Raw genomic sequence first — 26,293 nt, forward strand, 5'->3', positions numbered from 1 at the left:
CCAACTTCACTGGGGAGGCGTAATGCCAATGCCCGATATCGATTGGAACATTTCCTTGCCGCTGCTGTTCGGCCATGCCGACAGTGCACCGATGCGCCTGTCCCGCGCCCTGCCCCAAGACCCGCAGCGACCTGCCTTCGAGGCGTTTATCCAACAACGTTTTCGCCTTGCCCACGGCGCCGATATCCGCCACTTCATGCCGCAGTTGTTTGGCGTCAGCCAGGCCAGTGGCGAGCTGTGCGCCGTTGCCGGGGTGCGCCTGGCAAGCGCCGAGCCGTTGTTCCTGGAGCGTTACCTGGACCATCCGATCGACCCGCTGATCAGTGCCGCTGCCGAACAGACCGTGGAGCGCGGCGCCATCGCCGAAGTCGGCAACCTCGCGGCCAGCGACACCGGCAGTGCGCGCCTGAGCATCATCGCGATTACCTGGCTGCTGGCCATGGGCGGCCTGGAGTGGGTGGCGTTCACCGGCAATATCGGCCTGGTCAACAGCTTCCACCGCCTGGGCTTGAAGCCCGTGACCCTGTGCGCGGCCGACCCGCAGCGCCTGGGCGATGAGCGCCATCACTGGGGCAGTTACTACGACAGCCAACCGTGGGTGCATGTCGGCAATATCCGCGCCGGGTTCATCCATTTGCGCAACATGGGCCTGTTTTCACGCCTGGGGTTGCCAACCGCCCTCGAGGACGCCAGCCATGTCGCCTGAAACCCGCCGCTTCCACGCCGTACTGCGAGGCCATGCCGAACGCAACGATGGCGCCATCGCCCTGTGGGGCGACAGCTTGAAAATGGATTACGCCCAGATGTTCGCCGAAGTGGCGTATCGACAGGAGCGCCTGCGCGAAGAAGGCGTCAAGGTGGTCGCCCTGGCCCTGGACAATGGCGTCGAGGCCATGCTGTGGGACCTGGCAGTGCTGTTCGAAGGCTTGACCTGCCTGACCTTGCCGCCGTTCTTCAGCCCGGCCCAGCGCGCCCATTGCCTGGAACAAAGCCACGCCGAACGGGTGATCGCCGAGCCGCATCTGGAGGCTGAATTGCTCGCCAACGGCTATCAACCGTGCGGCGAATTCTGGTGCCGCACCTTTGAGGGCCGCCCCTCGATACCCGCCGGCACGGCCAAGGTGACGTTCACCTCCGGCACCACCGGCGCGCCCAAGGGCGTGTGCCTGAGCGCCGACAGCCTGCTGCGGGTGGCCCGCGAGCTGTACCAGGCCAGCCACAGCAGTGACCCACGCCATCACCTGGCGCTGTTGCCCATCGCGATTTTGCTGGAAAACCTCGGTTGCTACGCCGCGCTCTACGCCGGTGCCACCCTCAGCTTGCCCAGCCAGAAGAGCCTGGGCATCCAGGGCGCCAGCGCGGTGGACGCCGCACAATTGCTCGGCTGCCTGGCTACCCGTCAGCCCCACAGCCTGATCCTGGTGCCGCAATTGCTGTTGATGCTGGTGATTGCTGCCGAGCAAAAGGCCTTCAGCCCCCAGGGCCTGCGCTTTGCCGCCGTCGGCGGAGCGCGCGTCTCCAAGGCCTTGCTGCAGCGTGCGCAGCAACTGGGCGTACCGGTGTATGAAGGTTACGGGCTGTCGGAATGCGCCTCGGTGGTATGCCTCAATCGTCCCGGGGCACACCGTCCTGGCAGCGTCGGCCGGCCACTGCCCCACGTGGAAATCCGCCTGGCCGAAGACGATGAAGTGCTGATCAAGGGCTCGACGTTGCTCGGCTACCTGGGGCAGACAGACCAGCCCGAGCAATGGTGGCCCAGCGGCGATCTCGGCGCCTTTGACGAGGACGGTTTTCTCTACCTCAAGGGCCGCAAAAAACATCAGTTCGTCACCAGTTACGGGCGCAACGTCAACCCGGATTGGGTCGAGGCCGAGCTGACCCAGGGCGGTGTCATCGCCCAGGCGTTCGTGTATGGCGAAGCCCTGCCGCAGAACCACGCCCTGCTCTGGCCCCATCGCCCAGACTGCACCGACGCACAACTGGCCGCCGCCGTGGACGAGGCCAACAGCGGCCTGCCCGACTACGCCCAGGTGCATCGCTGGACGCGCCTGACGCAACCCTTCACCGCCGCCAATGGCTTGCTCACCGCCAATGGCCGGCCACGGCGCGACGCCATCGTCGCCCGTTATCAAACCCAATTTGCCCCAGCATTCAACGAGGAAACCTCATCGTGAATTTTTTCGACACGCTGCAAGAAGCCACTCAACAGGAACGCCAGGCGCTGTTCAGCCTGCCGATCATCCGCGACGCCCTGGAGGGCCAGGTCAGCCTGGACAGCTATCGCGCATTCCTGGCCCAGGCCTACTACCACGTGCGGCATACGGTGCCGTTGATGATGGCCTGCGGTGCGCGCCTGCCTTCGCGCCTGGAATGGCTGCGCAAGGCCGTCTGCGAGTACATCGAGGATGAATACGGCCACGAGCAGTGGGTGCTCAATGACATTGCCGCCTGCGGCGGCGATGACGATGCGGTACGTGACGGGCGCCCCGGTTTGCCCATCGAGCTGATGGTCAGTTACCTCTACGACCTGATCGCCCGTGACAACCCGGTCGGCCTGTTCGGCATGGTCAATGTGCTGGAAGGCACCAGCATCGCCCTGGCCACCCACGCGGCCGGCAGCATTCGTGAACGCTTGCAACTGCCGGCAACGGCGTTCAGCTACCTGAGTTCCCACGGGTCGCTGGACATCGGCCACATGGAAACCTACCGCCGCTTGATGAACAGCCTGGACGACCCCGACGACCAGGCCGCCGTGATTCGCGCCTCCAAGGTGGTGTACGCGCTCTATACCGATATGTTCCGCAGCCTGCCGCGTCTCGGGGAGGCGCCCCATGCGCCTGTCTGAAACGCGCGTGGTGCTGACCGGCGCCAGCGGCGGCATCGGCCTGGCGATTGCCACCGCCCTGTGCGCCAGTGGTGCGCAGGTGCTGGCCGTGGCCCGCCACCGTGCACCGCTGGAGGGGTTGCTTGAGCGCTACCCGGAGCAACTCTGCTGGGTCGGTGCCGACCTGACCTTCCTCGCCGACCGCCGTAAGGTGCTGGCCGCCGCCGAAGCCATCGGCGGCATCAACCTGCTGATCAACGCCGCCGGCATCAATCACTTCGCCATGCTTGAGCAACTCGAAGACAGCGACATCAACGGCATGCTGGCGCTGAACATCACCGCGCCGATCTGCCTGACCAAGCTGCTGCTGCCGCTGCTCAAGCAGGCACCGAGCGCCATGGTGGTGAATGTCGGTTCCACCTATGGCTCCATCGGCTATCCCGGCTACGCCACCTACTGCGCCAGCAAGTTTGCCTTGCGCGGCTTTTCCGAAGCGCTGCGCCGGGAACTGGCCGACACCCGCGTCGGCGTGCTGTACGTGGCACCGCGCGCGACCCGTACCTCGATGAACAGCCCGGCGGCGCAGGCCTTGAACGATGCACTCAAATCCAACGTCGATGACCCGCATACCGTGGCATCGGCCGTGATCCAAGCCATTGCCAACCAGCGTCGCGATCTGTACCTGGGCTGGCCGGAGCGTTTCTTTGTGCGCCTCAACAGCCTGCTGCCTAACCTGGTCGACCGGGGTTTGCGTAAACAGCTGCCGCTGGTACGCCGCCTGAGCGACACACTTGAGAATAAGGACCCCAAGCCATGAAAAAACTCTTTACCGCGCTGCTGCTCACCGCCCTGAGCCCCTTCACCTGGGCGATGGACGCCGTCGACCAACAACGCCTGAACGCCATCCAGACGCGCTGGGCGCACATCCAATACAACCTGCCCGAGGAGCAGCGGCCCCAGGCCTTTGAACGACTCGCCACCCAGGCCACGGCCTTCACCCACGACCGCCCCCAAGCCGCCGAGGCGTGGATCTGGTCAGGCATCGTCACCAGCAGTTGGGCCGGCGCCCAGGGCGGGCTCGGCGCGTTAAGCAAGGTCAAGGCGGCCAAGGTCGACCTGGAAAAAGCCCTCGACCTCGACCCCAAGGCCCTGCAAGGCTCGGCCTATACCAGCCTGGCCGCCCTGTACGACCGGGTGCCCGGCTGGCCAATCGGCTTTGGCGATGCCGATAAGGCTGAACTGTTACTCAAACAGGCCTTGCAACTGAACCCGACGGGCATTGATAGTCTGTACTTCTGGGGCGACCACCTGTACCGGCAAAAACGCTATGGCGAAGCCCGTGATGCCTTGCAAAAAGCCCTGCTGGCCGCACCTCGTCCGGGCCGGGAAACCGCCGATACCGGGCGGCGCAAAGAGATCGAAAGCGTGCTGGCCGACATCAACAAAAAACTCAACTGACAACACTCTACTGACAAGGAGTCTGCGTGCGCCTTTTACTGATCGAGGATGACGTGGCATTGGGCGAAGGCATTCACCAGGCGCTGGTGCGTGAGGGCTACACCGTCGACTGGCTGCAGGATGGCAGCAGTGCCTTGCATGCGCTGCTGAGCGAAACCTTTGACGTGGCGGTGCTCGACCTCGGCCTGCCACGCATGGACGGTTTGGAGGTGCTGCGGCGCCTGCGTGACAGCAGCTCCAACCTGCCGGTGCTGATCCTCACCGCACGGGATGCCACCGAAGACCGCATCGCCGGGCTGGACGCCGGCGCCGACGATTACCTGATCAAGCCCTTCGACCTGGCCGAACTCAAGGCACGCCTGCGTGCACTGCTGCGCCGCAGCGCCGGCCGGGCACGGGTATTGATCGAACACGCAGGCATCTGCCTGGACCCGAGCACGCAGCAGGTCAGTTACCACGGCGCGCCGGTACTGCTCACCCCCAAGGAATATCAGCTGCTGCACGAACTGCTATCGCCGCCGGGCCGCGTGATGACCCGCGACCAGTTGATGCAGTTGCTCTACGGCTGGAACGAAGAAGCCGAAAGCAACACCCTGGAGGTGCATATCCATCACCTGCGCAAGAAGTTCTCCAGTGAACTGATCCGCACCGTGCGCGGCGTGGGCTACCTGGTGGAGGAGCGCCAATGACCTCGATTCGGCGGCGAACCCTGAGCCTGATTATCGGCCTGCTGCTCACCGGGCTGCTGGTGATCAGCGTGCTCAACCTGCATGACAGCAATCACGAAATCGCCGAAGTCTACGACGCGCAGTTGGCGCAGAACGCCCGCCTGCTCCAGGGCGTCATGAGCATGCCGCTGGCCAGCCAGGACCAGGCCGACCTGTATCGCGCCTTCAACAAAGCCTTGGGCAACGCCATGCCCAAGGTGGACGGGCACCCCTATGAAAGCAAAATCGCCTTCCAGGTGTGGAACCCAAAGGGCGATCTGCTGGTGTTTACCGCCAGCGCCCCTTCATTCGCCACGCCCCCCGCACAGCCGGGGTACAGCAATATCGAGGACCTTAATGGCCGCCAATGGCGCGGTTTCGTGCTCAAGGACAAGGACAACGGCCTGCGTATCTGGGTCGGCGAGCGGGATGACGTGCGCTCCGACCTGGTCCAGCGCATCGTGCGGCATACGTTATGGCCGAACGTCCTGGGCAGCCTGATCCTCGCGGCCATGGTCTGGCTGGCCATCGGTTGGGGCCTCAAGCCGCTGGCCGATATGGCCGCCACCTTGCGCGCGCGGCATTCCGGCTCACTGGAGCCGATGCAACTGACGCCCTTGCCCATGGAGTTGGAGCCGATGCAGGCGGCGTTGAACCGCATGCTCGCGCAGATCCAGGACATGCTCGGCCGCGAGCGGCGTTTTATCGCCGACGCCGCCCACGAAATGCGCACGCCCCTGGCGGTATTGCGGGTGCACGCGCAAAACCTGCTGGAAGCCGGCACTGAAACCGAACGGCGCGAGTCCCTGGCCTTCCTGATCACCGGTGTCGACCGCACCAGCCGCCTGGTCAACCAATTGCTGACCATGGCACGCCTGGAACCCAGCGCCGGGCTGCCCCCCGTACAGGCCATCGACCTGGCGACAACGGTGCGTGAAACGCTGATTCAGTTGACACCCTGGCTGCTGAGCAAAGGTCTCGAACTGGTGTTCGATGTCGACGATGCCCAGTACCCTGTAACTACCGATGCCGGTGCAATCAATATCGCCCTGACCAACCTGGTGACCAACGCGGCGAACTTCTCCCCGGAGCATGGGGTGATTACCGTGGGGTTGTGCAAAACAGCCAAGGGATTGGTCCTGAGCGTCGACGATCAGGGTCCCGGCATCGACGAGAGCCAGCGTGAGCGCCTGTTCGAGCGTTTCTACAGCCGTGGCAATGCCCAGGGCGCCGGCCTGGGCCTGACCATCGTACAAACCATCGCCCAACGCCTGGGCGGCCAGGTGCGCCTGGAAAACCTGGCGGCCGGCGGCTTGAGGGCGACCTTGGAAATCCCTGGATGACCCGCCTGGGTGGCGATCAACTGACCAGTGCGCCCAACCACATCGCGGCGGTCAGCAACACCTGCCCGGCGATCACATAGGCCGCAAATCGACGGCCACCGCTGACCCAGGCCACCACGCACTTGCTCAGCGAGTTGCAACTGATCGCCAGCAACACCGGGATCGGTGCGGCGTGGAGCGCGAGCTGGCCGCTGGTGACCAAGGCAGCAATCGATGCGGTGGTGGCGTGAGCGTCGGCGAAACCGCTCAGGGTGGCGGTCACCATCACCCCCACCTGGCCAAAGTGATAAAGCATCACGGACGATAGGAACGTGATGCCGGTCAGGGTCAGCGCCATGATCAGCGCCAGCTTGAGGTCGAACGCGCCTCCTACCCGGATGGCCTGGCCGGCCGGCGCCACGCGGAGCATGAGGCATCCACCATACATCGCAGTGGTGGCAAACCCGGCGAGCAATGGCCACATCATCTGCGACAGCAGCGCCGGCTCCACGGTACCGAGGATCAGTGCGGCCTGGGCCACCGTGGCGATATTCGAGAAAATCGCCGCCGCTGCGAGCGTGCGCAGATGCTTCGGTTCCTTGGCGACAAGATGGCCCATGACGGCAATGGTCACCGTACTGGAGGCGAACCCCGAGGCCACGGCGCCGATGGCGTAACCATAGCGAGGCCCCAGCATACGTACCGCCACATGCCCCACCGCCCCTACCGCCATCAACAGCACGGTCAAGGTGCAGATGGTGCGCAGGTTCACCCCGCCATAGGGGCCGATGAAGCGATCCGGCGCCAGCGGCAAGACCACCAGCGCCACAATCAGCAGCAGCACGCCGTCGCGCATTTCTGCTTCGGTCAATTGGCTGCGGGCAAAGTTGTGCAGCTTGTCGCGATAGGCCAACAGACCAACCATGACCACGCCGATTGCCGTGGCCAGCTCGGGACTGGCTCCGCACAGGGCGCCCAGCACCAGCACCGTGAGCAACGCAACTTCGCTGGTGATTCCCGGGTCTTCGTCCTGGCTCTTCCAATACGCGGTACTGGCGATCACCGCCAGGCAAACCGCGACCAACCCGAGCAGCAGCGCGCCGCCGACTTGCTGCGAGACATAGCCCAGTAACGCGGTGATTGAATAGGTGCGCAGACCGGCAAAGGCACGACGTTCACCCTGCCCCTTGCTGCGCTCGCGCTCAAGCCCCACCAGCATGCCGATCCCCAGCGCGGCGGCGGCTCCGGCGATTTCGAGGGAAACGGTCATCCGTACCTGCCGGCCCGGCCCAATGCCGGCGCTGCCTTCACGGGGTAATCGCGACTTTCATGACGCCGTCGCGCTGATGGGCAAACAGTTCATAGGCCGCCTCGATGTCGTCGAGCTTGAAGCGGTGGGTCACCAGCGGCGACAGGTCCACCCCGCCGCTGGCGACCACCGCCATCAAGCGACGCATGCGTTCCTTGCCGCCGGGGCACAGGGTCGAGACGATGCTGTAATCGCCCAGGCCTGCGCCAAACGCGTCATAGGGGATGCGCAGGTCGCTGGAGTACACCCCGAGGCTGGACAAGCGGCCACCGGGACGCAGCACGCGCAAGGCCGACTCGAACGTGCCTTGGGTGCCCAACGCCTCAATCGCCACATCCACCCCGCGGCCGTCGGTCAGGGCCATGATCTGCTCGACCACGTTGCCTTGCTTGAAGTCGACGATATGGGTCGCGCCCAGGCCGCGGGCGACGCCCATGCGTTCGCTGACGCCGTCGACGCCAATGATCATCGACGCACCTTTTAGCCGTGCCCCAGCTACCGCGCACAAGCCGATCGGCCCGAGGGCAAACACCGCCACCGTGTCGCCAATGTTGACCTCACCGCGCTCGGCGCCGGAAAAGCCGGTGGACATGATGTCCGGGCACATCAGCACCTGTTCATCACTCAGGCCATCGGGGATCGGGCACAGGTTGGCCAGCGCATCGGGCACCAGCACGTATTCGGCCTGGCAGCCGTCGAGGGTGTTGCCGAATTTCCAGCCGCCGGCGGCACGGAAACCGTGGCGGGTGTCGGGACCGTCCTGGGCGCCGCAGCCGCACAGGCATGCATAGCTCTGCCCGCTGGGCGTGATTGCGCCGGCGATCACCCGTTGCCCTTCGACGAAGCCGCGCACCTGGGAGCCCAGCCGCTCGATGACGCCCACCGGCTCATGGCCCACCGTCAGCCCTTTGGCCACCGGGTACTCACCGCGCAGGATATGCACGTCGGTGCCGCAGATAGTCGTGGTGGTGATCCGCACCAGGGCGTCCAGCGGGCCGACCTCGGGGATCGGTTTGTCCTCGAGGACGATGCGGTTTTTCTCAACGAAGACAGCGGCTCTCATGGTTGCCATGGTGTGACCTCCTGCTGGGCGTGTGGGGTGGGACCAGACTGCGCCGCGACGGCGCGCTGAACGTTGATCATGGTCAACCCTTTGCCGATGCACATGACCGAACGTCGCCTGCCCTGTCCGGCGGCCAGGCGTCTTGATGCAGATCAATGGCGCCCCTGCCCCCCGGGGCATGATCGACCAAGTCACCGCTGCCCGATGCCCTTCACCGCCACGGGTTCACAAGGGAGTTCACCATGTCTGCTCAAGCACGTTACCTGTTGTTGGTTTCGCCACTGATGGAGCACAGTCCGGCACTCGAACGCGCCGCCGCCCTGGCCAAGGCCGAAGGCGCCGCGCTGCATATCCTCGCCTTCGACTACCTGGAAGGCCTGGCCACTGCCGGTCTGGTCAACGAGCAGGCCCTGGAGCAAATGCGCCTGGGCTATGTGGAGCGCCACCACCAGTGGCTGGAAGACCAGGCCAGGCCGTTGCGTCACCTCGGGCTGACGGTCACCACCGAAGTCGCCTGGGTTGAAAACCCGCTCAAGGAACTGCTGATTCGGCTCAAGGAAGAGCCGATGGCCTTGGTGATCAAGGCGCTCGAACATGAATCGCTGCTGTCGCGCCTGATGTTCACCTCGCTGGATGTGCACCTGCTGCGCGAATGCCCGGTACCGCTGCACTTTGTCAGCCGGGTACAGCATGGGTTACCGCGCAGGATCGTGGCCGCGGTCGACCCGTTTCATCGCGATGGCCGCTATGAAGGCCTCAACGACCGCATCCTGCACGAAGCGACCAAACTCGCCACCGCGTGTGATGCTGAGGTGGAAGTGGTCTACGCACACGATCTGTCTGACCTCAGTACCCAGGAGTATGGATTTGGCAGTGGCGCCGGCTTCTTCTCTTCAGAGGCGGCCAAACTGCTGTTCGCCGAGCAGGGCCAGGCGTTCAATGACCTGGCCGCGCGCAACGGCATCCCGCCGGAGCAACGCCATATGATCCTGGGCAGCCCGGCCAAGGTCCTGGCCAGCTACGCCGATGCCTACAACATTGATGTGATCGTCATGGGCCGCGTCGGTCATCGCGGCTTGTCGCGACTGCTGGGCAGTACCACCGAATCGCTGCTGTACAAGATGCCATGCAGCGTTTGGGTGGTCTCGCCCGAACGCTTCGACTGACCGCCAGGAGCCCACACCATGCCTACCCTCGAAGCACGTAACCAGCAGGCCGCCCTCGCCTACGCAGCACTGCCGAAACCGCACTGGCTCGATCAACTCGACAATGGCCGCCATGTACTGGTGCGCCCCCTCGGCGCCGACGACCGTGAACGGGAATACAATTTCATCAAGGGCCTGTCCCGTGAATCGCGGCACGCGCGCTTCCTGGGCGAAATCAACGAGCCTGGCAAGACGCTGATGGATCAATTGATGGATGTCGATAACCAGCACCGCATGGCCTTTATCGCCCTGGTGCACGACAACGGCCAACTCATCGAGATCGGCGTGGCCCGCTATGCCGCGGCCACGGTGGATGCATGCGAATGCGCGGTCACCGTAGCCGATGCGTGGCAACACCTGGGCCTGGGGCGCATTTTGATGCAACACCTGATGACGGCGGCGCGCGCCAATGGCTTCAAACGCATGTACACGGTCGACGCGGCAACCAATGCGCCGTTGCGCGAGTTGAACCATGCCTTGGGATTCCACAGCGTCATCGACCCGGATGACAGCACCCAGGTCATCAGCAGTGTGACGCTCTAAGCCGCGCCGCACGCTAACAGGGCGGCCCGCCGCCCTGTGCCGGCGTACGTTCGTTTGAGTGTATTCATACCGCGCGACGGGCGGTATCTGCTATTGTCCGGGGACCTCATCTCCTCCTCATCGCGTCCACGCGATTTTCTGTGAGCATGCTCTGCGGCCCTGTCGTCGACACGGCCGGGCTTGATCCGCCTGGAAAACACCGCCATGGACAAACCCGCTACTGTATCCCCGCCCGAAGCCCAATCGCGGGCCGAAAAAATCGTCGAATTCAAACGCCAGAAGACCCTGCTGAAAACCGGTGCCCTGCAAGACGCAATCTTCAACAGCGCCTACTTCTCCAGCATCGCCACCGATGAAAAAGGCGTGATCCAGATCTTCAATGTCGGCGCAGAACGCATGCTCGGGTATGCCGCCGACGATGTACTCAACCGCATCACCCCCGCCGACATCTCCGACCCCGCCGAACTGATCACCCGCGCCGCCGCCCTCAGCCTGGAGCTGGACACGCCGATCACGCCGGGCTTCGAAGCGCTGGTGTTCAAGGCCTCCCGTGGCATCGAGGATATTTACGAGCTGACCTATATCCGCAAGGACGGTAGCCGCCTGTCGGCCATGGTGTCGGTGACGGCGCTGCGCAACCGCCATGACACCATCATCGGCTACCTGTTGATCGGCACCGACAACACCGCACGCAAGCAGGAAGAAGCCGAACGCAAAGGCTTTGAGCGCGCGCTGGAGGAAAAGAACCTGGAGCTGGAACATGCCAGCCATATGAAGTCCGAATTCCTCGCCACCATGTCCCACGAATTGCGCACGCCGCTGAATGCGGTAATCGGTTTTTCCGAGGCGTTGAAGGACGGGCTGGTGGGCGACATGAGCGAGATCCAACGGGAGTACATCGGCGATATCTTCACCAGCGGCCAGCACCTGCTGTCACTGATCAACGACATTCTCGACCTGTCCAAGGTCGAGGCCGGGATGATGGACCTGGAGCTGGAGTCCGTGGAACTGGCGGGGCTGCTCGCCAACAGCCTGTTGATCGTGCGCGAAAAAGCCGCCCTGCAACGCATTCAGTTGAAGCTCGAAAGCCAGGACGACTTCGGCACGTTGGAGTTGGACCTGCGCAAGACCAAGCAGATCATCTACAACCTGCTGGCCAATGCGGTGAAATTCAGCGAGCACGGCAGTTCCGTGACCCTGGCGGTGCGCCAGGTGGCCCGCGAACAGGTCGGGCAGGTGCCCGGCGATTGGCCGATGCACGGGTTTGCCCTGCAACCCAGCGCCCACCAGCAGTTCCTCGAATTGAGCGTCAGCGACACCGGCATCGGTATCGCCGAGGACGACATGGGCAAGCTGTTCAGGGCCTTCAGCCAGATCGACAGCAGCCTGGCGCGCAAATTCGAAGGCACTGGCCTGGGCTTGGCGATGGTCAAGCAACTCACCGACCTGCATGGCGGCAGTGTTGCGGTGGCCAGCCGTGAAGGCCAGGGCGCTCGGTTTGTGGTGTGGCTGCCACTCCACCGAGGCACGGAGGCTGAATGGCCCATATCCTGATCGTCGAAGACAACGAGGCCAATATGCGCCTGGCCCGACTGCTGCTGGTCAACGCCGGCCACACGGTGGTGTGGGCGGCCGACGCCGAGAGTGGCCTGACCCTGGCCCGCGAAGCCCAGCCGGCGTTGATCCTGATGGACATCCAACTGCCGGGCATGGACGGCCTGGCCGCTACCGCGCTGCTCAAGCAGGACCCGCACACCGCCCATATCCCGGTGATTGCGCTGACCGCAATGGCCATGAAGGAAGACCGTGAAAAGACCCGGTTGGCCGGTTGCGATGCCTACATCAGCAAGCCGTTGCGCTACAAAGAGCTGTACCAGGTGATCGACACGTTGTTGCAACCCACTACCACCTCGCCCCTCAGATGAGTCCTCTCCATGGCCAGCCAACCCGCAACACTGTTGATCGTTGATGACGAACCCCAGGTTCGCAAGCTGCTGGAAACCCTGTTGCAACACGAGGGCTACCAGACCCTGAGTGCCAGCAGCGGCGAAGAAGCCTTGCAACTGGTGGCCAAACAGCCGCCTGACCTGATCCTGCTGGACATCATGATGCCGGGCATGGACGGCTACGAAGTCGCCAGCCAGCTCAAGGGCGACGCAGCCACGGCGAGCATTCCGATCATCATGCTGTCGGCACTCAGCGAGTCGAGTGCACGGGTCAGTGGCCTGGAAACCGGCGCAGAGGAATTCATCAGCAAGCCGGTGGAACGGGTCGAGCTGTGGCTGCGCGTGCGCAACCTGCTGCGGCTCAAGAGCCACGGTGATCAACTCAAGCGCCATAGCCAGTTGCTTGAGCAGCAGCTACGCCAACATGCCGGCGACAGCACGCGCATGAACGTGCACGACCTCGCGCGCCAGGACCTGGAAAACGCCCTGCGCCAGGCGGTGGAGCACGAGGCGTTCACCCTGCATTACCAGCCAAAGGTCGCTTTGGCCGACGGGCGGATATGCGCCCTGGAGGCCTTGCTGCGCTGGGAACGCCCAGGATACGGCGCGGTGTCGCCAGCGGTGTTTGTCCCCGTCCTGGAAAGCCTGGGTTTGATCGTGGAGGTGGGGCGTTGGGTGATCCGCAGCGTGTGCCAGCAGATTGCGACATGGCAACGCAGCGCGATCGGCGCCGTTGAGGTGTCGGTGAACGTCTCCGGCCATCAACTCATCGAGGGCGACCTGATTGCCGATATTGCGCGCATCCTCAATGAGACCGGCGTCGAACCCCATTGCCTGGAAGTAGAACTGACCGAAGGCTCGCTGATGGAGAATACCCAACACACCATCGCCAGCCTGCAACGCTTGCGCGCCATGGGCGTGAAGATCTCCATTGATGACTTCGGTACCGGCTACTCGAGCCTGGCCTACCTGCGACGCTTCCCCATCGACACGCTGAAGATCGACATTGCGTTTATCCGTGAGGTCACCAGCAACCCCCAGGACGCCGCGATCACCCGCACCATCATCGAACTGGCCCACAGCCTGAGCCTGCGGGTGGTGGCCGAAGGCGTGGAAACCCAGGCGCAATTGGCGTTCCTCAAGGAAGCCGGCTGCGATCAGATCCAGGGCTACCTGTTCAGCCGACCGTTGCCCGCCGCCACCCTGGAACGGCTGCTGCTGGAGCGCGCATCTTCGCTGTAGAACTGGGCCCGCTCAAACCGATGCAATCACATTGAACCAGCAGCCGGCCAGGATCCTCGAACGTGAATAGACCACGGCCCTGGATACTGCTCGATGACTTTTATTCTATGGATGGCCGTTCTCGGCGCCGTGCTGCTGACCCTTGCCCTCACCTCTTCTTACCTGCGCTGGATGCCGGTGACCACCTCAGCGGTGTGCCTGTTGCTGGGCGTGGGCATTGGCCCCCTCGGGGTGGACCTGCTGCACCTGGACATCAAGCAGTCTGCCCGCTGGATGGAGCACCTCACGGAAGTTGCGGTGCTGTTTTCATTGTTCGTCAGCGGGCTCAAATTGCGCCTGCCCCTGGGCCATCGCACCTGGCGCATCGCGTTCGGTATGGCCGGCCCGGTCATGCTGTTGACCATCCTCGGCAGCTGCCTGGCGTTGCATTACGTGTTTGAACTGTCGTGGGGGGTGTCGCTGCTGGTGGGTGCCATTCTGGCGCCGACCGATCCGGTGCTGGCGGGCCTGGTCCAGGTCAACAATGCACAGGACTACGATGCGCTGCGCTTCGGTCTGTCCGGGGAAGCCGGGTTAAACGATGGCACGGCCTTTCCCTTCGTGATTTTTGCCCTGGTCTTCATGCAGCACGGCGGCTTTGACGGTGACTGGCTGGGCGGCTGGGCGTTGAAGAACCTGCTGTGGGCAGTGCCGGCCGGGCTGTTGATCGGGTACTGGATGGGCCGGGGCATTGGCCGCGCGACGCTGTGGCTGCGTATCACCAACAGTGACAGCACGCTCTCCCCCAATGACTACCTGACCCTGGCCCTGATCGCCCTGGCCTACGTGGTTGCCGAAGCGCTGGGTGGCTACGGCTTTCTGTCGGTGTTCGCCGCCGGGCTCGGCTTGCGTCAGGCAGAGTTCAGGTCAACCGGCAACTCGCGCACTCCGTCAGAGCATTTGGCGCTGCCGGTGGTGGGCCATCTGGAAGTGGAGCCGGAGCGCGCGCTGCAGGGGGATGTGAGCGAGCTGGCGGACACCCAGATCGCCGCAGGGGTGATGATGGGCGACATGCTCTCGTTCGGCAGCCTGGTGGAGCGCTCGATGGAAGTGTTCCTGGTGACGTTGCTGGGGATCGTGCTCGTCAGCCATTGGGATTGGCGGGCGTTGCCGCTGGCGGCATTGCTGTTCTGCGTGATCCGACCAATCAGTGTCTTCGCGATGCCCTGGGGCGGCCTGATCAATCGCCGGCAGCGCGGGTTGATGGGCTGGTTCGGGATTCGCGGGATCGGCAGCATCTACTATCTGTTCTACGCGCTCAACCATGGCCTTATCGGCACCAGCAGCGCGGTCGCGGTGAACCTGACCCTGTCGGTGATCGCCTTGAGCATCGTCGTTCATGGCCTGAGTACCCAGCCGATGCTGGCGTGGTATGAACGACGTGCTCAGGCGAGAGATCAGTCCTGACGTTTTGTAGGCGCGGGTATCAATCGCCGTAGATACCTCTTGGATAAGACGGTATCTACGGATGGTTGGGATTAATCGGGCTTTTCTGTATTGCCCACATCCGCTGCGTCGTCCAGATCGTTGAGCGGCACTTCCGCATCATCCATCAGTGAACCCGGGTCTTCATTGCCCGGATCGTTGAGTTCTTCTTCCAGTTCTTTGGACATGACCGTCTCCTCTAACCACCTTGGGTGTCGATATCGGCATCGGTTTCAGGCTTGGGCTCGCGCTCAGGCTTGAAGTCTGGACTGTAGTCGTTTTCCTTGGCTTTGGGGTCGGCGGCGGGTTTCGGGTCTTTCGGTGCATCGGCCGCCGTGCCTGGGGCCGGTTCGCCGCCGTCGATCGCCGGGTCGTTACGGTTGCTGGTCTGGGGGTCTTTGTCTGTGCTCATGGGTCACCTCGCTTGAAAAACGCGGACTGCGTAAAGGTAAGGTCCCGCGCCGGTCGCTGAAGTTCCAATTGCTTAAGAGCCCGGGTTATCCACCTGGATATAAAACGCATAGGCGCCCAGCATCACCCAGAACACCATGAACAACCACGGCACGCGCATGGAGAACAGCAGCGACTTGCGATAGCCCTTATGGGACGACTCCATTTCGGAAAACAGCGGCGACTCATCGTAGGCCATGCCCATCAGCGGTTCGCTGCGCAGCAGTTCGCTCTGCTTGTAATGCCAGTGATCGATGATTTCGTAGGCGGCCCGAATACCTGGCCAGGCATTCAGGGAACTGAGGATACCGAGCAACGCCAGGAACGCCGGCACCACCAGGGTGAACAACTTCCCCCACTCCGGGTTGAGGTTGCCCATGCCGGACACAAAGGCAATCACCAGGAACGACTGCGCCGTGAGGTAGGCATCGGTGCGGTTGGCGAGGATCGAGGTTTCGTACTGGATTTCGCGACGGTAGAAGTCCAGACGGTCCTTGGGCGAGCCGAAGATCTTGGCGTTGTGTTCGCTGTGATCGGTCAGGTTCGCTTGCGGGGTGTCGGGTGAAATGATTCTGGGCACATCCGTGCTCCGTGCTGGACTGAGACCTGTTAGAGGATTCGGGCTGGGGCGAAGTTCAAGTTTGTTGATGCACCACTATGGTGCGCAAACCGCGCCTTTATGGTGAGGGGCTTGCCGTGGCGAGCGGGCTTGCTCCGCGTTGGGCTGCGCAGCGGCCGCAAAAATCCTGGGAGCGCTTCGCACTCCAACGCGGGGCAAGCCCGCTCACCGCAACAGGCCCGGTCTCCGCCAGGGGAAATCCAGTGCTGTATGCCCATTCCGGCACACGCATTGCTTTATCCATTCATCTGCCCGAATACAGGAACATTCGTTACCCCCCGACCCAGAGCCGACCCCATAAGAAAGTAAGGACCAGGTCCGATGGCACCATCAGCCACGGGCTCATAAAAAAATGCGTTTTTTAAAGCGGCAGTGCCACCCAAGGCAACCCTCGGCACTGACAAGGTACTGGAATGGCTCGATCTTTCTTTGATGAAATGAATGATGCAAACGGCGTGTGCCGTGCGCACTATCAGGATTTCTCCCGCTGGCTGGCCAACACGCCGCCGGAACTGCTGGCCCAGCGTCGTCGCGAAGCCGATTTGCTCTTCCACCGCGCCGGGATCACCTTCACCCTCTATGGCGACGAGCAGGACACCGAGCGCCTGATCCCCTTCGACATCATCCCCCGCAGCATCCCCGCCGTTGAATGGAGCGTGATCGAACGCGGCTGTATCCAGCGGGTCAATGCGCTGAACATGTTCCTCGCCGATATCTACCACGACCAGCGCATCATCAAGGCCGGGATCATTCCGGCGGACCAGGTGCTGGGCAACGAGGGTTATCAAAAGGCGATGGTCGGTCTGGACCTGCACCGCGACATTTATTCGCATATCTCCGGTGTGGACCTGGTACGCGACGGCGACGGCACCTACTACGTGCTCGAAGACAACCTGCGCACCCCCAGCGGCGTGAGCTACATGCTCGAAGACCGCAAGATGATGATGCGCCTGTTCCCCGAAGTGTTCGCCAAGCAGCGCATCGCGCCGGTGGACCACTACCCCAACCTGCTGCTCAAGACCCTGAAAAGCGCCAGCCGCCTGGACAACCCGAATGTGGTGGTGCTGACACCTGGGCGCTTTAACAGCGCGTTCTTCGAACATGCGTTCCTGGCGCGGGAAATGGGCGTGGAGCTGGTAGAAGGCGCCGACCTGTTCGTGCACGACCTCAAGGTGTTCATGCGCACCACCGACGGGCCCAAGGCCGTGGACGTGATCTACCGGCGTATCGACGACGCCTTCCTCGACCCGCAGGCATTCAACCCTGAATCGATGCTCGGCGTGCCCGGGCTGGTCGCCGCCTACTGCGCCGGTAATGTGGTACTGGCCAACGCCATCGGCACCGGTGTCGCGGACGACAAATCGATCTACCCCTATGTGCCGGCGATGATCAAGTTTTACCTGGATGAAGAGCCGATCCTGCAAAACGTGCCGACCTTCCAGTGCCGCAAACCGGATGAGCTGTCCCACGTGCTGGCCAACCTGGCCGAGCTGGTGGTCAAGGAAACCCAGGGCTCCGGCGGCTACGGCATGCTGGTCGGCCCGGCGGCCACGGCTGCCGAGATCGAAGATTTCCGCCAACGCATCAAGGCGCGCCCCCATGCGTATATCGCCCAACCGACCCTGAGCCTTTCCACCTGCCCCACCTTTGTCGAAAACGGCATCGCCCCTCGGCATATCGACCTGCGGCCCTTTGTGCTCTCGGGCAAGGAAACCCGCCTGGTGCCCGGTGGCCTGACGCGGGTGGCATTGCGTGAAGGCTCGTTGATCGTCAACTCGTCGCAAGGCGGCGGAACCAAGGACACCTGGGTGGTGGAGGGCTGAGTATGTTGAGTAGAACCGCCGCAGATCTGTATTGGATGTCCCGTTACCTGGAACGCGCCGAGAACCTGGCACGCATGCTCGAAGTCAGTTATTCGCTGTCGCTGATGCCCCAGGCCGGGCGTAGCGATGGCCTGGATGAACTGGCCATGTCGCTGCTCAGCAGCGGCACCCTGGACAGTTACCTGGAACGCCACCAAACCCTGGATGCCGAGCGCATGCTGCACTTCTTCGCCCTCGACGAAGAAAACCCCGCCAGCATCTACAACTGCCTGCGCGCCGCGCGGGGCAATGCCCATGCGGTACGCGGACGCATCACTGCCGACATGTGGGAAAACCTTAACGCCACCTGGCTGGAAATGCGCAGCATCGCCGCCGGTGGCCTGGGGCGGCATGGCATCAGCCACTTCTGTGACTGGGTCAAGCAGCGTTCACACCTGTTCCGCGGCGCGACCTCGGGCACCATCATGCGCAATGACGCCTATCGGTTCATTCGCCTTGGTACCTTTGTCGAGCGCGCGGACAACACCTTGCGCCTGCTGGACGCGCGCTACGAGATGTTCGGCGAAGAGTCGGAGGAAGTCAGCGACCTGTCGGCACGCGGGTATTACCAGTGGAGCGCCCTGCTCCGTGCGTTGTCGTCGTTCGAGGCGTATACCGAGTTGTACCCGAATGCGCTGAACGCGCGGTCGGTGTCCGAACTGCTGTTGCTACGCAGCGATGTGCCGCGTTCGTTGCATGCCTGTATCGAAGAGTTGAGCCATATCCTCGCCGACCTGCCTGGCAGTTATGGGCGCACGGCACAGCGCTTGGCGGCGGAATTCGAAGCGCGGCTGAGGTACACCGGGATTGATGAGATTCTCGAAGATGGCCTGCATAGCCGTCTCACGGAGTTCATCGACACCGTGCGCGAGTTGGCGCGTGCGATCCACAGTTCTTACCTGGAAGTGGTCTGACCGTTCAGTGCCGGGCAGCGCACGCACAGCTCAATACCCTTCCTTTACAAGGATCTTTTGCGGGATCAGCGGGCTCATTGACTTGGCCTTTCTGAAGGGTTTGCCTGGCCTGCGAGATCGATGGGGGTAACTCAATCAACTGCCCACCAGCGCGGCAACAACGGGCGCACCCGCGATTCGCCGAAACGGTCGTCGATCAACATCACCACGCCCCTGTCCTGCTGGCTGCGGATCACCCGGCCTGCAGCCTGCACCACTTTCTGGATGCCGGGATACAGGTAGGTGTAGTCGTAGCCGGCGCCGAAGAGTGCGCCCATGCGCGCCTTCATCTGCTCGTTGACCGGGTTCAATTGCGGTAAGCCCAGGGTGGCGATAAACGCGCCGATCAGGCGTGCGCCGGGCAAGTCGATGCCTTCGCCGAACGCACCGCCGAGCACGGCAAAGCCGATGCCCTGGCTATGTTCGGTGAACTGTTCGAGAAACGCCTGGCGTTCGGCCTCGGCCATGCCTCGCGACTGTTGCCACAGCGCAATCTGCGGATGGCGCTCAGCCAACCGTTGCGCCACTTGTTGCAGGTAATCAAAACTGGAAAAAAACGCCAGGTAGTTGCCCGGTTGTTGCGCAAACTGATGGGCGATCAGGTCGACGATGGGGGCCAGCGAGGTATCCCGATGCACAAACCGGGTGGAGATTTCGTCGACGATGCGCACCCGCAATTGCTCAGCCTTGAACGGCGACTCCACATCGATCCATGCCGTGTTCGCCGGCAGGCCCAGCAGGTCGGCGTAGTAATGGCGTGGGCTCAGTGTCGCGGAAAACAGCACGCTGCTGCGTGCCGCGGTCAAACGCGGGCGAATGAATTCGGCGGGCACCACATTGCGCAGGCACAGGGTCGAACTGCTGCGCTTGCCACTGAACTGGCGCTTGCTGATATCGAAGATGAAGTGTTCGTTGAACAGCTCGGCGACCTTGGCGAAGTGCAATGCCTCGAAGTAGAAGGCTTGCAGGTCGCCCGTCAATGACTCGGGATGATCGTTGAAGTAGTCGCCCATGGCGCGGATACACAGGCTCAGGGCCTGCAAGAGTTTTTCCGGACGGTCGGCATAGGCCTGGTAGGGCGCGAGCTGGTCCTTGTGCAGGGCGTTCCATTCACGGTTCAGGCGCTGCAAAGGTTTCTTCAAGACGTCGGGAGCGCTGTCGCGCAGGGTCTTGAGGCCGTACTGGTCGAGGCTGGCGCTGTACATCGAACGGGCACGTTCCACCAGGTTGTGGGCCTCATCCACCAGCACCGCCGCGCGCCACTGGTTGAGTTGGGCCAGGCCGAACAACATGGCGCCGAAGTCGAAATAATAGTTGTAGTCGGCGACCACCAGGTCGGCCCAGCGTGCCATCTCCTGGCTCAGGTAATAGGGGCACACATCATGGGCCAGGGCCACGTCGCGCAGGTTGCGCTGGTTGAGCAGGCGCACCTGGGAGGCAGCCATGCGCGCGGCGGGCAAGCGGTCGTAGAAGCCCTTGGCCAAGGGGCAGGAATCACCGTGGCAGGCTTTGTCCAGGTGTTCGCAGGCCTTGTCCCGCGCGACCAGCTCGAGCACGCGCAACGGCAGGTCGGGGCTGCTGGTCTGCATCTGCAGCACATGCGCGGCATCGAGCGCCAATTTGCGGCCTGGGGTCTTGGCGGTCAGGAACAGCACCTTATCCAGTTGCTGGGGCGCCAAGGCCTTGAGCAGCGGGAAAATCGTGCCGATGGTCTTGCCGATCCCCGTGGGGGCCTGCGCCATCAGGCAACGCCCGGTGCTGACGGCCTTGTACACCGACTCGGCCAAAGTGCGTTGGCCGCGACGAAAGTCGGCATGGGGGAAACTCAAGGTCTGCGCCGCAGCGTTGCGCGCTTCGCGGTGCTGCATTTCCTGGCGGGCCCAGCCGAGAAACAGTGCACATTGCTGGTTAAAGAACGCTTGCAACTCGGCCGCCTGGAAACGTTGATTGAGCAGGGTCTCGCCTTCGCCGACGATATCGAAATACACCAGCGCCACGTCAATATCCGTGAGGCCAAGCTTCTGGCACATCAACCAGCCGTACACCTTGGCCTGCGCCCAATGCAGTTGCCGGTGGTTGGCGGGCTGGGCACCAAGGTCGCCGCGATAGGTCTTCACCTCTTCCAGGCGGTTGGTGTCCGGGTCATAGCCGTCTGCCCTGCCCCGCACCTTGAGCTGCTGGTAGTCGCCTTCGAGAGCCACTTCGTTCTGGTAGTGCGCGCTGCGTCGTGAGGCCACGGTGCGATGGCCGGCAATGCCTTCCTGGGCGCTGGGCGACGGGGTAAAGCGCAGGTCCAGGTCGCCCACCTTGGCGGTGAACTCACACAGCGCCCGCACCGCCACGCTGTAGCTCAAGCCGGTTGCTCCGCCCAGCGTACGTAGCAGACGGTGACGGGCATCTGGTATTCGCCGCAGAACTCCAGCCAACGCAGCTGGTTGTCTTGCAGGCGGTCGCCAGGGCCCTTGACCTCGATCATGCGGTAGGTTTTTTGCGCCGGCCAGAACTGGATCAGGTCCGGCATGCCGGCGCGGTTGGCGCGGATATCCAGCAGCAGCCGTTCGAACCAGTAGCGCAGGTGTTCGGCCGGCAGGCAGGCCAGGGCTTGTTCCAGCAGGTCTTCATTGAGCAGGTTCCAGAACACAAAGGGCGACTGGATCCCCCACTTATCGAGGTAGCGTTGACGAATGGTGGTCTTGTAGCGCTCGTCCTGCAGTTGCGCGAAACACGCGTCAAACAGGGGGGCACGGCGCGCGTGGAAGTCTTCGCTGTGCAGGTCTGCCGGCCCGCGCTGGAACGGGTGGAAGAACGAGCCGGGCAGCGGTGCGAAGATCGCCTCCCAGCACAATAGCCCGAACAACGAATTGATCAGGCCGTTTTCCACGTAGTGCACCGGTGCATCGGGCTCGCTCAGGTGGGCCTGCACGCAGTACTCCACCGAGACTAACGGCTCCGGCAACGCAAGGGCCAAGTCCAGGCGCGTGACCTCGCGGGGCTTGGTCTTGGGCAGCGCCGGCTCCCCCAGTTTGCGGCGCAGGCGCGGCAACACCCGGTCTATATGCTGCCATTCGGCGGCGCTTTCCGGTACCTGTCGTGCGGCGTTCGCCAGGGCAATCGCCTGGACGTAATCCTCCTGGCGCTCCAGCACGCGAATCAGCCGCGCGCGGGCGCCAGGGTAAGCGCAAGTGCGGTAGATCTGCTGCGCCAGGTCCAACTCGGCACGGCGCTCGCAATATTGGCCGAGCTGGAACAACAGCTTGGCCCGGCGCTTTTCCAGCCAGGGGTTATCGGTGTTCAGCGTGGCGACCTCAGCCAGCACCTGCGCCAGCGCCTCACCGCGTTCAAAAGCCTGCTGACATTGGTGCAGGAACAGAAAACCGTGCACGTCGGCGCGGCTGCGCAACCCCCGTGATTCGGCGCAGAACTCGACTTTTTCATAGGTGTAGATGCCCAGGTCGGCGAGCACGAACTCGGACCAGTCCTGGTGCAGGTTGCCGAAGAACATCAGGCGCAGGCGATCACACAACTCCATCACGGTGAGGCTGTACAGCGTGTCGGCGAGGTCCGGGCACCAGTCGGCGAAACTGCGCGCGTCGGTGAACTGCGCCACCAACCCTTCCAGCCAATCGGCCTTCTTGCCCTTGGGCTGGTCGATCCAGGGTGTGAAGTTGCTGAGGATCTCGCCTTTTTGCAACAAGGCGAATAATGCTTCAAATGCCAGCAGGTGGTTGTCGTCCACCCAACCCAATTCCCGCAGGGGCGCGGCAGCGGCATGGGGGCAACCGATTTCCACGTATTGCAGCTTGCCCGCACGAAAATGCACGCCCTTGCGCATCACCATGCGCACCAACAGCGCCTGGGATGCTTGCGGCAACCTGTCGAATTGCTGAATGAAATGATGTTCGTCTGGGTCGAGCAGGTCGGCATAGCGTTGCCCCAACCAATGCAGGACCTGGCGGAAGTTATGCAGGTAATAGAGCGGATCGTCGAGAGGATTGGGCATGGCACGCGTGGGTCAAATACTGGTTATGCATACAGAGTGCCGTTACCCATACTGTGTTGCAATCGGTAATAGATAAATGGCGCACGCAACTTTTTGTATAAAAGTGATCAGATGGGGAGTCAATGGCGTAAAATTTATGGCCCGCAGCCTTGGCGCGGGACTTTCAGGGTTAACGGTAAGGGTTATGAACATGAAGAATTTGGGGCTGCCACTGGTTGCACTCACTTTTCTGGTATTGGCCGGTTGCGCGACGCAAACCGTAGTGACGCTGCAAAATGGCACGCAGTATTTGACCAAGGACTCTCCAAAAACCAAGACTGCCGACGGGTTCTATGAGTTCACCGATATCGCCGGCAAGCGTATCCGTGTCAAAGCCGACGACGTGGCGACGGTGCGCAAGGAAAACTGATTTCCAGCGGCCAACACTGATCAAATGTGGAGGTTGCCCCCGATGGCTGTATTCCAGTCGACATCTCTATTGACTGAGCCACCGCTATCGGGGGCAAGCCCCCTCCCACCGTTTTAACCGATAACAATCCCCTCCCCCGACAAGCCAACCACCCCCACCAACGTCACCGAATCGCCGCCAAAACTGATCACCGTATCCGCGCCTACCACTTTGGCGTGATCGCGATAATCCGTACTGCCCTGCACATCCGTGAACACCAGCTTGTCCGTCGCTTGATAACCGATAATCCGGTCCTGGCCAAACTGCCCGCTGAACAAAAAGGTGTTATGCCCGCTGCTGTCGCGGATCGTGTCATTGCCCTTGCCCCCCTCGATAAAGTCCGCGCCCTTGCCGCCCTGGATCAGGTCATTGCCGTCGCTGCCAATGATGAAGGTATCGCCCTTGTGCGGCTCGGCATTGCGGTTGAGGTCTTGTACCCAGGTAGTAGCTCGGGCCGGGTCGGACAGGTTGGCGACGATAATTGTCGAGTCGCGGCTCATCTGCTCATAGAACCCGGACTCGAGGATGCGCGTCATCCCATCGCCATATCCCGTGGGCAAATGCGAGATCCAGGTCGGCAGGTTAGTGATGGAAAACGGCAGCACATTCCATAGCGTCGAAGCGTAATGGTCGTTGAAGCTGACGATATTGTCGGTGGTCGATTCATGGGGGGTGTCATGCACGCCCAACGACGACCAATTGAAGGATGAGCCGTCCAGCGCACGGAATACCGGGTCGTTTTCATAGCCGATATTGAGCACCTTGTCGCCGGCGCTCTGGGTCGGCGAGGCGTAGGCCACGTAGTTGGCGTCCTTGTAGAAACCTGCCCATTTATTGCTGCTCAGGTCGGCCATGCTGTTCACCGCCAGGCCGCCCAGGCTGTGGCCGCTGACCACTACGTCGTGACCGCTGAGGCCGTGGGCGCTAGCGTAGTCGGCGACGTTCTTGAGCAGGCCGCCAAAGGCTTCGCCGGCATAGTTCTTCGCGTAATCCTTGGGGCCCAAGGCCGCGAGCAGATCGCTGACCAGATCACCAATGGAGTCGCTGACCAGCGTTTCCCGAGGACCCGACGTACCGCGAAAACCGATGCCGACTTCCAGCAACTTGCCGGCGTCATCGTACTTGCCCAGCACCTCGACCTGGGCCGTGGTGTAGCCGGCCTTTTCGCCAAAGAAGGTGCCTCGGGCGTCGACCTTGCCGGTATAGCCCAGGGTGCTGGCGCTGATGGGCGTCCAACCGGCTTGTTGCACGGCTTCCAGGGCGGCTTTTTCCGAGTCCGGGTTCCAGGGAATGCCGGGAATCACGCCCTGGGAATCCGTGCTGCCCAAAAGAGCACCGACCAGTGTGGCCGGTAAACCGAGCCCCAGGCCGTTGTGCTGGTAGCCCACGGCAAAGCCGTTATCCAGGTTGTGATAGGAGTACAGCGTGATCGCCATGGCATCGGCGAACAACGCTTTGGAGCCCTCGGCCCCGAGGTTTTTATAGTCAAACACACCCATGGTCTTGCCTCTCTGTTGTTGGAATTGTCGAGAAAGCCGATTAATGCGGTGCTGGCCCGAACGCCTCATCCACCTTGGCCAGGTCGGTGTCGCGCAGGTTGCCGGCGTAGTAATGCAATTTGGTCCAGGCCATCAGGTAGTCGTAACGCGCCTGGGCCAGGTCGCGCCGCGTGCTGTAGAGCTGTTGCTCGGCGTTCAGCGCATCGAGGTTGACCCGCTCGCCACCGAGGATGCTTTGCTGGGTCGACACCACCAGCGCTTCTGCCGAGCTCAGGGCCTTTTGATACGCGCGCAGTTTGCTCACGCCGGACAGGCAGGCACTGAACTGCCGACGCAGTTCGATCAGGGTCTCGCGGGTCTTGCCTTCCAGTTCGTACTCGGCCTGCTCCATGGCACGGCTGGCCTGGCGGGTGGACGCGGAGATACCGCCACCGGCATACAGCGGCACGCTCACTTCCACGCCGATGGTGTTGGTGTCGTAACGCTGGTTGTAGGTGTTGCCGCTGTCGGACTCCTGCTGGCGCGAACTGGCATACGCAGTGACCTTGGGCAGATGCCCGGCGCGGTTACGCTCCACTTCATAACGCGCCACTTCCAGGGCCTGGCGCTGGGACGCCAGCGTGGGGTTGTTGCTGATCGCCAGTTCATGCCAGGTGTCGTAGTTGGCCGGGGTCAAGGTGAACGCGGCAAAATCCTGGTTGAGCGGCGCCAGGTCGTGGATGTTGACGCTCTGTACACCGATCAACGCGCCCAGTTCTCTTAACGAGGCGTCCTGTTCGTCCTGCGCCTCGATTTCTTCGGCGGTGGCCAGCTCATAGCGCGACTCGGCTTCGAGAATATCGGTACGGGTGCCCTCGCCTTGCTGGAACAAGTGCCGGTTTTGCTGGAATTGCTGCTCGAAGGCCTTCTTCTTGGCGCGGGCGATGTCGATCTGGTCCTGGGCAAACAGCGCCTGGGTGTAGTAGCTCAGCACCCGCACCAGCAGGGCCTGGCTCTTGTCGCGAAAGCTTTCATCGGCAAACAGCGCCTGGGCCACGCCTTTGCGGTAGTTGGCGTACGCCTCATAGTCGAACAGCGGCTGTTGCAGGCTGAAGGTCGAGCCGTAGCTGTTGTAGTTGCGGTCGTCGTGATAATTGCCGCCGCGCCCGTCGGGTAAGGTGGCCTGGGAGTTGTTGCGGCCCTTGTTGTAGTTGTACGACAGCTTGGGCAGCAGGCCCGCGCGGCCGATGGTGCGGTTTTCCAGGCCGGCGTCGCGCTCCTTGATCGCACCGAGAAACACCGGATCGTTGCGCAGGGCCTGCTCGTACACATCGAACGGGCCCATGGCGGCCTGGGCGTTGACGCAGGTGAACAGCAAGGCGATGAACACAGCTTTCATG

At 62.7% G+C, this 26,293-nt stretch carries 25 protein-coding genes; 16 read left to right on the forward strand and 9 right to left on the reverse strand.

The window, feature by feature from the left end; translation table 11 throughout:
• Positions 1–28: 28 nt before the first annotated feature.
• The 7 genes from FBY10_RS24680 to FBY10_RS24710 are packed head-to-tail and all read left to right on the forward strand — an operon-like array spanning position 29 to position 6,332.
• On the forward strand, positions 29–706 hold the full coding sequence (locus tag FBY10_RS24680; RefSeq protein WP_145338110.1) for a thermostable hemolysin: 678 nt from the start codon (positions 29–31) through the stop codon (positions 704–706).
• Positions 696–2,174 carry an AMP-binding protein gene (locus FBY10_RS24685; RefSeq protein ID WP_145338111.1) on the forward strand — a complete coding sequence of 493 codons (1,479 nt, stop codon included), beginning with the start codon at positions 696–698 and terminating at the stop codon, positions 2,172–2,174. Before FBY10_RS24680 ends, FBY10_RS24685 begins: the two co-directional genes overlap by 11 nt.
• Entirely contained in the window at positions 2,171–2,845 is a 675-nt protein-coding gene (locus FBY10_RS24690) for a TenA family transcriptional regulator (protein WP_145338112.1), read from the forward strand. The genes FBY10_RS24685 and FBY10_RS24690 overlap by 4 nt, the downstream gene beginning before the upstream one ends.
• Positions 2,832–3,641, forward strand: a complete 810-nt coding sequence (locus FBY10_RS24695) for an SDR family oxidoreductase (protein ID WP_145338113.1) — start codon at positions 2,832–2,834, stop codon at positions 3,639–3,641. The genes FBY10_RS24690 and FBY10_RS24695 overlap by 14 nt, the downstream gene beginning before the upstream one ends.
• The gene (locus FBY10_RS24700; protein WP_131696358.1) at positions 3,638–4,282 is read left to right on the forward strand and encodes a tetratricopeptide repeat protein; all 645 of its coding nucleotides are present in this window, start codon (positions 3,638–3,640) and stop codon (positions 4,280–4,282) included. The genes FBY10_RS24695 and FBY10_RS24700 overlap by 4 nt, the downstream gene beginning before the upstream one ends.
• A 26-nt stretch (positions 4,283–4,308) precedes the next feature.
• Positions 4,309–4,971 carry a response regulator gene (locus FBY10_RS24705; RefSeq protein ID WP_131696359.1) on the forward strand — a complete coding sequence of 221 codons (663 nt, stop codon included), beginning with the start codon at positions 4,309–4,311 and terminating at the stop codon, positions 4,969–4,971.
• On the forward strand, positions 4,968–6,332 hold the full coding sequence (locus FBY10_RS24710; protein WP_145338114.1) for an ATP-binding protein: 1,365 nt from the start codon (positions 4,968–4,970) through the stop codon (positions 6,330–6,332). Before FBY10_RS24705 ends, FBY10_RS24710 begins: the two co-directional genes overlap by 4 nt.
• A 16-nt stretch (positions 6,333–6,348) precedes the next feature.
• Here the strand turns inward: FBY10_RS24710 and FBY10_RS24715 are convergent, their stop codons facing one another.
• The gene (locus FBY10_RS24715; protein WP_131696361.1) at positions 6,349–7,581 is read right to left on the reverse strand and encodes a DUF4010 domain-containing protein; all 1,233 of its coding nucleotides are present in this window, start codon (positions 7,579–7,581) and stop codon (positions 6,349–6,351) included.
• A gap of 37 nt (positions 7,582–7,618) precedes the next feature.
• Entirely contained in the window at positions 7,619–8,692 is a 1,074-nt protein-coding gene (locus FBY10_RS24720) for an NAD(P)-dependent alcohol dehydrogenase (protein WP_145338115.1), read from the reverse strand.
• 233 nt (positions 8,693–8,925) lie between these two features.
• Here FBY10_RS24720 and FBY10_RS24725 point away from each other — a divergent pair, with 233 nt between their 5' ends.
• The 6 genes from FBY10_RS24725 (at position 8,926) to FBY10_RS24750 (ending at position 15,065) form a co-directional block, all read left to right on the forward strand.
• Positions 8,926–9,849 carry a universal stress protein gene (locus FBY10_RS24725; protein WP_131696363.1) on the forward strand — a complete coding sequence of 308 codons (924 nt, stop codon included), beginning with the start codon at positions 8,926–8,928 and terminating at the stop codon, positions 9,847–9,849.
• Between the two features lie 18 nt (positions 9,850–9,867).
• Positions 9,868–10,431 (forward strand): GNAT family N-acetyltransferase, encoded by a 564-nt coding sequence (locus FBY10_RS24730; protein WP_145338116.1) that lies wholly within the window; start codon positions 9,868–9,870, stop codon positions 10,429–10,431.
• A gap of 204 nt (positions 10,432–10,635) precedes the next feature.
• A complete protein-coding gene (locus FBY10_RS24735; protein ID WP_131696365.1) occupies positions 10,636–11,985 on the forward strand; it encodes a HAMP domain-containing sensor histidine kinase in 1,350 nt (449 codons plus the stop codon).
• Positions 11,970–12,356: a response regulator gene (locus tag FBY10_RS24740; RefSeq protein WP_131696366.1), complete on the forward strand. Its 387-nt coding sequence runs from the start codon at positions 11,970–11,972 to the stop codon at positions 12,354–12,356. Before FBY10_RS24735 ends, FBY10_RS24740 begins: the two co-directional genes overlap by 16 nt.
• Positions 12,357–12,365: 9 nt before the next feature.
• The gene (locus tag FBY10_RS24745) at positions 12,366–13,619 is read left to right on the forward strand and encodes an EAL domain-containing response regulator (RefSeq protein ID WP_145338117.1); all 1,254 of its coding nucleotides are present in this window, start codon (positions 12,366–12,368) and stop codon (positions 13,617–13,619) included.
• A gap of 93 nt (positions 13,620–13,712) precedes the next feature.
• Positions 13,713–15,065: a sodium:proton antiporter gene (locus tag FBY10_RS24750; protein WP_145338118.1), complete on the forward strand. Its 1,353-nt coding sequence runs from the start codon at positions 13,713–13,715 to the stop codon at positions 15,063–15,065.
• Positions 15,066–15,136: 71 nt separating this feature from the next.
• Here the strand turns inward: FBY10_RS24750 and FBY10_RS31895 are convergent, their stop codons facing one another.
• The 3 genes from FBY10_RS31895 to FBY10_RS24760 all read right to left on the reverse strand — a co-directional run bounded on the left by FBY10_RS31895 (position 15,137) and on the right by FBY10_RS24760 (position 16,113).
• The gene (locus FBY10_RS31895; protein WP_256221203.1) at positions 15,137–15,271 is read right to left on the reverse strand and encodes a hypothetical protein; all 135 of its coding nucleotides are present in this window, start codon (positions 15,269–15,271) and stop codon (positions 15,137–15,139) included.
• An 11-nt stretch (positions 15,272–15,282) separates the two neighbouring features.
• Positions 15,283–15,495: a hypothetical protein gene (locus FBY10_RS24755; RefSeq protein WP_092358066.1), complete on the reverse strand. Its 213-nt coding sequence runs from the start codon at positions 15,493–15,495 to the stop codon at positions 15,283–15,285.
• Between the two features lie 72 nt (positions 15,496–15,567).
• The gene (locus FBY10_RS24760) at positions 15,568–16,113 is read right to left on the reverse strand and encodes a hypothetical protein (RefSeq protein ID WP_145338119.1); all 546 of its coding nucleotides are present in this window, start codon (positions 16,111–16,113) and stop codon (positions 15,568–15,570) included.
• 452 nt (positions 16,114–16,565) lie between these two features.
• Here FBY10_RS24760 and FBY10_RS24765 point away from each other — a divergent pair, with 452 nt between their 5' ends.
• Both FBY10_RS24765 and FBY10_RS24770 read left to right on the forward strand, forming a co-directional pair.
• Entirely contained in the window at positions 16,566–17,975 is a 1,410-nt protein-coding gene (locus FBY10_RS24765) for a circularly permuted type 2 ATP-grasp protein (protein WP_131696370.1), read from the forward strand.
• Between the two features lie 2 nt (positions 17,976–17,977).
• Positions 17,978–18,928 (forward strand): alpha-E domain-containing protein, encoded by a 951-nt coding sequence (locus FBY10_RS24770; RefSeq protein WP_131696371.1) that lies wholly within the window; start codon positions 17,978–17,980, stop codon positions 18,926–18,928.
• Between the two features lie 131 nt (positions 18,929–19,059).
• Here FBY10_RS24770 and FBY10_RS24775 read toward each other — a convergent pair whose 3' ends face one another.
• A complete protein-coding gene (locus FBY10_RS24775; RefSeq protein WP_131696372.1) occupies positions 19,060–21,321 on the reverse strand; it encodes an ATP-dependent DNA helicase in 2,262 nt (753 codons plus the stop codon).
• Positions 21,318–22,967 carry a VRR-NUC domain-containing protein gene (locus tag FBY10_RS24780; RefSeq protein ID WP_145338120.1) on the reverse strand — a complete coding sequence of 550 codons (1,650 nt, stop codon included), beginning with the start codon at positions 22,965–22,967 and terminating at the stop codon, positions 21,318–21,320. Before FBY10_RS24780 ends, FBY10_RS24775 begins: the two co-directional genes overlap by 4 nt.
• 184 nt (positions 22,968–23,151) lie before the next feature.
• Between FBY10_RS24780 and FBY10_RS24785 the strand changes: the two genes are divergently transcribed.
• Entirely contained in the window at positions 23,152–23,376 is a 225-nt protein-coding gene (locus FBY10_RS24785; RefSeq protein WP_131696374.1) for a YgdI/YgdR family lipoprotein, read from the forward strand.
• Positions 23,377–23,489: 113 nt separating this feature from the next.
• Here FBY10_RS24785 and FBY10_RS24790 read toward each other — a convergent pair whose 3' ends face one another.
• Both FBY10_RS24790 and FBY10_RS24795 read right to left on the reverse strand, forming a co-directional pair.
• The gene (locus FBY10_RS24790) at positions 23,490–24,914 is read right to left on the reverse strand and encodes a lipase (RefSeq protein WP_131696375.1); all 1,425 of its coding nucleotides are present in this window, start codon (positions 24,912–24,914) and stop codon (positions 23,490–23,492) included.
• 40 nt (positions 24,915–24,954) lie between these two features.
• On the reverse strand, positions 24,955–26,292 hold the full coding sequence (locus FBY10_RS24795; RefSeq protein WP_131696376.1) for a TolC family outer membrane protein: 1,338 nt from the start codon (positions 26,290–26,292) through the stop codon (positions 24,955–24,957).
• Position 26,293 lies beyond the last annotated feature (1 nt).

It is taken from the genome of Pseudomonas sp. SJZ103, assembly GCF_007828335.1.
In the GTDB taxonomy this organism is placed as follows: Bacteria; Pseudomonadota; Gammaproteobacteria; order Pseudomonadales; family Pseudomonadaceae; genus Aquipseudomonas.

Coding starts and splice junctions, on each gene's coding strand:
- FBY10_RS24680 (WP_145338110.1), top strand. CDS start 29: ATGCCCGATATCGATTGGAACATTTCCTTGCCGCTGCTGTTCGGCCAT.
- FBY10_RS24685 (WP_145338111.1), top strand. CDS start 696: ATGTCGCCTGAAACCCGCCGCTTCCACGCCGTACTGCGAGGCCATGCC.
- FBY10_RS24695 (WP_145338113.1), top strand. CDS start 2,832: ATGCGCCTGTCTGAAACGCGCGTGGTGCTGACCGGCGCCAGCGGCGGC.
- FBY10_RS24700 (WP_131696358.1), top strand. CDS start 3,638: ATGAAAAAACTCTTTACCGCGCTGCTGCTCACCGCCCTGAGCCCCTTC.
- FBY10_RS24710 (WP_145338114.1), top strand. CDS start 4,968: ATGACCTCGATTCGGCGGCGAACCCTGAGCCTGATTATCGGCCTGCTG.
- FBY10_RS24715 (WP_131696361.1), bottom strand. CDS start 7,581: ATGACCGTTTCCCTCGAAATCGCCGGAGCCGCCGCCGCGCTGGGGATC.
- FBY10_RS24720 (WP_145338115.1), bottom strand. CDS start 8,692: ATGGCAACCATGAGAGCCGCTGTCTTCGTTGAGAAAAACCGCATCGTC.
- FBY10_RS24725 (WP_131696363.1), top strand. CDS start 8,926: ATGTCTGCTCAAGCACGTTACCTGTTGTTGGTTTCGCCACTGATGGAG.
- FBY10_RS24730 (WP_145338116.1), top strand. CDS start 9,868: ATGCCTACCCTCGAAGCACGTAACCAGCAGGCCGCCCTCGCCTACGCA.
- FBY10_RS24735 (WP_131696365.1), top strand. CDS start 10,636: ATGGACAAACCCGCTACTGTATCCCCGCCCGAAGCCCAATCGCGGGCC.
- FBY10_RS24740 (WP_131696366.1), top strand. CDS start 11,970: ATGGCCCATATCCTGATCGTCGAAGACAACGAGGCCAATATGCGCCTG.
- FBY10_RS24745 (WP_145338117.1), top strand. CDS start 12,366: ATGGCCAGCCAACCCGCAACACTGTTGATCGTTGATGACGAACCCCAG.
- FBY10_RS24750 (WP_145338118.1), top strand. CDS start 13,713: ATGACTTTTATTCTATGGATGGCCGTTCTCGGCGCCGTGCTGCTGACC.
- FBY10_RS31895 (WP_256221203.1), bottom strand. CDS start 15,271: ATGTCCAAAGAACTGGAAGAAGAACTCAACGATCCGGGCAATGAAGAC.
- FBY10_RS24755 (WP_092358066.1), bottom strand. CDS start 15,495: ATGAGCACAGACAAAGACCCCCAGACCAGCAACCGTAACGACCCGGCG.
- FBY10_RS24765 (WP_131696370.1), top strand. CDS start 16,566: ATGGCTCGATCTTTCTTTGATGAAATGAATGATGCAAACGGCGTGTGC.
- FBY10_RS24770 (WP_131696371.1), top strand. CDS start 17,978: ATGTTGAGTAGAACCGCCGCAGATCTGTATTGGATGTCCCGTTACCTG.
- FBY10_RS24780 (WP_145338120.1), bottom strand. CDS start 22,967: ATGCCCAATCCTCTCGACGATCCGCTCTATTACCTGCATAACTTCCGC.
- FBY10_RS24785 (WP_131696374.1), top strand. CDS start 23,152: ATGAACATGAAGAATTTGGGGCTGCCACTGGTTGCACTCACTTTTCTG.
- FBY10_RS24790 (WP_131696375.1), bottom strand. CDS start 24,914: ATGGGTGTGTTTGACTATAAAAACCTCGGGGCCGAGGGCTCCAAAGCG.
- FBY10_RS24795 (WP_131696376.1), bottom strand. CDS start 26,292: ATGAAAGCTGTGTTCATCGCCTTGCTGTTCACCTGCGTCAACGCCCAG.